Source organism: Kitasatospora sp. NPDC029367 (assembly GCF_055569135.1).
Genome location: NZ_JBVHYH010000107.1, coordinates 19,675 through 23,113, shown reverse-complemented (window position 1 = coordinate 23,113; position 3,439 = coordinate 19,675). Strand labels below are relative to the sequence as shown.

Annotated in this window: 2 protein-coding genes; both read left to right on the top strand. The window is 71.9% G+C overall.

What is annotated here, in order from left to right:
* The first annotated feature begins 192 nt into the window (after positions 1-192).
* Positions 193-1,428: an FG-GAP-like repeat-containing protein gene (locus tag ACZ4W5_RS35655; RefSeq protein WP_465659257.1), complete on the top strand. Its 1,236-nt coding sequence runs from the start codon at positions 193-195 to the stop codon at positions 1,426-1,428.
* 105 nt (positions 1,429-1,533) lie between these two features.
* On the top strand, positions 1,534-3,279 hold the full coding sequence (locus tag ACZ4W5_RS35650; protein WP_465659255.1) for an FG-GAP-like repeat-containing protein: 1,746 nt from the start codon (positions 1,534-1,536) through the stop codon (positions 3,277-3,279).
* The last annotated feature ends 160 nt before the right edge of the window (positions 3,280-3,439 follow it).

The following is a 3,439-nucleotide window of genomic DNA, read 5'->3' as shown; positions in this document are numbered from 1 at the left end:
CCCCGAAGGTTGTTCTTTTTTCTTTTTTTTTCCGCCTTTTTCCCCCCCCCCCCCCCCCTTTCTCTCCCCCCCCCCCCCCCCCCCTCCGGCCCCCCCCCCCCCCCCCCCGCGCACCCAACGCCAGAGGCAGGACGCCTGAAGATCAGAATTCCCCGATTCCGCCGGATCAGAGCCGGCCTGACCGTCGTCGCCATGCTGGTGGCCGGCGTGTCGTTCTCCGCAGGCCAGGCGTCGGCCGACGTGCACCCCTTGGCGTTCCAGATCCAGAACAAGGCGACCGGGCTGTGTCTGGTGGGGACCACCGACACGGGTGCGTGGCCCGTCGCACTCCAGCCCTGCGGCAGTAACGACAACCAGTACTTCGTCACCGGGTACCAGACCCACATCATCGACGGCTCCATGTACTACGGCGGTTCCTGCCTGGCGACGGACGGGTCCAAGGTCCTGACCGTGGGCTGTGGCAGCCACGACTACGGGCTCGCCTGGATGGAGCTCGACGCGACCGGTGCCTGGACGACCATCTCCAGCCCCAAGGGCTGCTACCTGAAGGTCGCGCAGGGCGCCCCCGTCTGCAGGCCCGGTTTCCAGGGCGATGACGCCCAGTGGCGCATGATCAGGACGCACTGGGACCACCACAAGGGCACCGAAGCCGGCAACGGCCGCGTGAAGTGGGCGGACTTCTGGGGCCGGGGCAAGGACGACTACGTCACCATCGGCGCCACCGGCGCCGTCACGGTGTGGCAGAACAACGGCGGCGACGGCCGCGGTGACTGGGGTTCGCCCGTCCAGGTCGCCAGCGGCATCACCGCGGACCCCAACCGCGTGCGCTTCGCCGACTTCGACGGTGACGGGCTGCCCGACTACATCGCCGTCAACCCGGACGGCTCGGTGCACGTCTACCTCAACCGCGGCGGCGACACCGGCGGTGGCTGGCAGGACATGGGCGCCGTCGCCACCGGCCTGACCACCGACCTCAGCCGGGTGCGCTTCGCGGACATCGACGGCGACGGCCGGGCGGACTACAACGTGATCAACCCGGACGGCTCGGTCACCACCTACCTCAACCGCGGCGGCGACACCGGCGGCGGCTGGCAGGGCATCGGCACCGTCGCCACCGGCCTGACCACCGACCAGAGCAGGGTCCGCTTCGCCGACCTCGACGGCGACGGCAGGGCCGACTACACCGTCATCAACGGCAACGGCTCGCTCACCGCGTACCGCAACGTCGACGGCCACGGCCAGTGGTCCTCCATGGGGCAGATCGCCACCGGCGTCACCACCGACCAGAACGCCGTCGTCCTCGCCGACTTCACCGGCGACAACCGGGCCGACTACATCACCACCAACCCGAACAACTCGGTCAACGTCTACCGCTACGACGGCGGCAGCAACTGGACCAACCTCGGGCAGGTCGCCACCGGCGCCTGACACCCGTGACCGGTGCCGGCCACCGTCACCGGCGCCTGGGGGGGCTCCGGTCCGTCAACCGGAGCCCCCTTTGAGAACGAACGACCGCACGTCATGGGGGAGACCTTGAAACGCATCCTGGCCCTCGGCCTGAGCACCCTGCTCGCCGCGGCCGCCGCACCGGCGGCGCACGCCGCCGCCCCGGCCGCCGCCACCGCGCCGGCCACCACCGCCGCGCCGGCCACCGCCACCACCACCGCCGTACCCTCGCTGCGTGTGATGCCGCTCGGCGACTCGATCACCGCGGGCGCCGGCAGCGCCACCGGCTCGTCCTACCGGGCCCCGCTGTGGAACCTCGTCGCCGGCCAATCCCGTTACACCGTGAGGTTCGTGGGATCCCAGGCCGGCGGGCAGCTGCCCGACCTCGCCCACGAGGGCCACTCCGGCGACATGGTCGACGACCTCCGCGCCGGCATCGACCAGTGGCTCGCCGCCGCGCACCCGGACGTCGTCCTGCTGCACATCGGCGTCAACGACCTCGACCGCAGCACCGACCCGGCGCACACGCCCGACCGTCTCAAGGCCCTCCTCGACCGGATCTACGCGGACCGGCCCGGCATCGCGGTGGTCATGGAGGGCGTGATCCCCACCACCCAGGGCCTCCAGGCGTCCCCGGCCGTCTACAACGACCGGGTCCGGCGGCTGCAGGACGTCGAGGCCCAGGCCGGGAACTCCTTCCGGTACGTGGACCCGCCCGCCCTGAGCCCCGCCGAGATGTCCGACCGCCTCCACCCCGACGACAGTGGCTACCGGCGGATCGCGCAGGCCTTCTACGGCGGGCTGGACCAGGCGTTCTCCGACGGTGTGGCGCAGGCATCCGTGGCCTCGAACACCGCCAGCGAGTCGGGCGGCCTCGGCCGCGTCCGGTACGCGGACTTCGACGGGGACGGCAGGGCCGACTACCTCACCATCGGCGCCAACGGCGCGGTCGACGTCTGGCTGAACAAGGGCGGTGACGGGCGCGGCGGTTGGCAGCAGCTCGGCCAGGTCGCCACCGGTGTGACCACCGACCCGACCAGGGTCCGCCTGGCCGACTTCGACGGGGACGGCAGGGCCGACTACGAGGCGATCAACCCGGACGGCTCGGTCCGCGTCTACCTGAACAAGTACAGCGGAGCACAAGGGAGTTGGCAGGACCTCGGCCAGGTCGCCACCGGTGTGACCACCGACCCGACCAGGGTTCGCCTGGCCGACTTCGACGGGGACGGCAGGGCCGACTACGAGGTGATCAACCCGGACGGCTCCGTGCACGCCTACCTGAACAAGTACAGTGGCGGGCAAGGGAGTTGGCAGGATCTCGGGACCGTCGCGAGCGGCCTCACCACCGACCAGAGCCGCGTGCGCCTGGCCGACTTCGACGGGGACGGCAGGGCCGACTACGAGGTGATCAACCCGGACGGCTCCGTGCACGCCTACCTGAACAAGTACAGTGGCGGGCAAGGGAGTTGGCAGGATCTCGGGACCGTCGCGAGCGGCCTCACCACCGACCAGAGCCGCGTGCGTCTGGCCGACTTCGACGGGGACGGCAGGGCCGACTACGCCGTCATCGACCCCAGCGGCGCCGTACGGATCTGGTTGAACCGGGGCGGCGACACCGGCGGCGGCTGGCTGGGCATCGGCCAGGCCGCCAGCGGGCTCACCGCGGACCAGAACCGGGTGCAGTTCGCCGACTTCGACGGCGGCGGCAACGCGGACTACATCCGCACCGACCCGCCGTCCAACGCCGCTCTCGTCTACGCCTGGAACGGCGGTGACGGCCACGGGGGCTGGACCGGCCTCGGCCAGGTGGCCGGCGGAGTGCCCACCGGCTGACCGCACGAGCCCGTGCACTGCGAGCCAATGCACTGCGAGCCCGTGCCGCCCTGTGCCCGTGCCGCCCTGTGCCGGGGCTGTCCTGGGGGGGGGGGGGGGGGGGGGGGGGGGGGGGAGGGAGGGGGGGGGGGGGGGGGGCGTACCGGGGGGGTGGGGGGCG

Bases quoted from the DNA above. Each gene is read 5' to 3' on its own strand.
- ACZ4W5_RS35655 (WP_465659257.1), top strand. From the start codon at position 193: ATGCTGGTGGCCGGCGTGTCGTTCTCCGCAGGCCAGGCGTCGGCCGAC.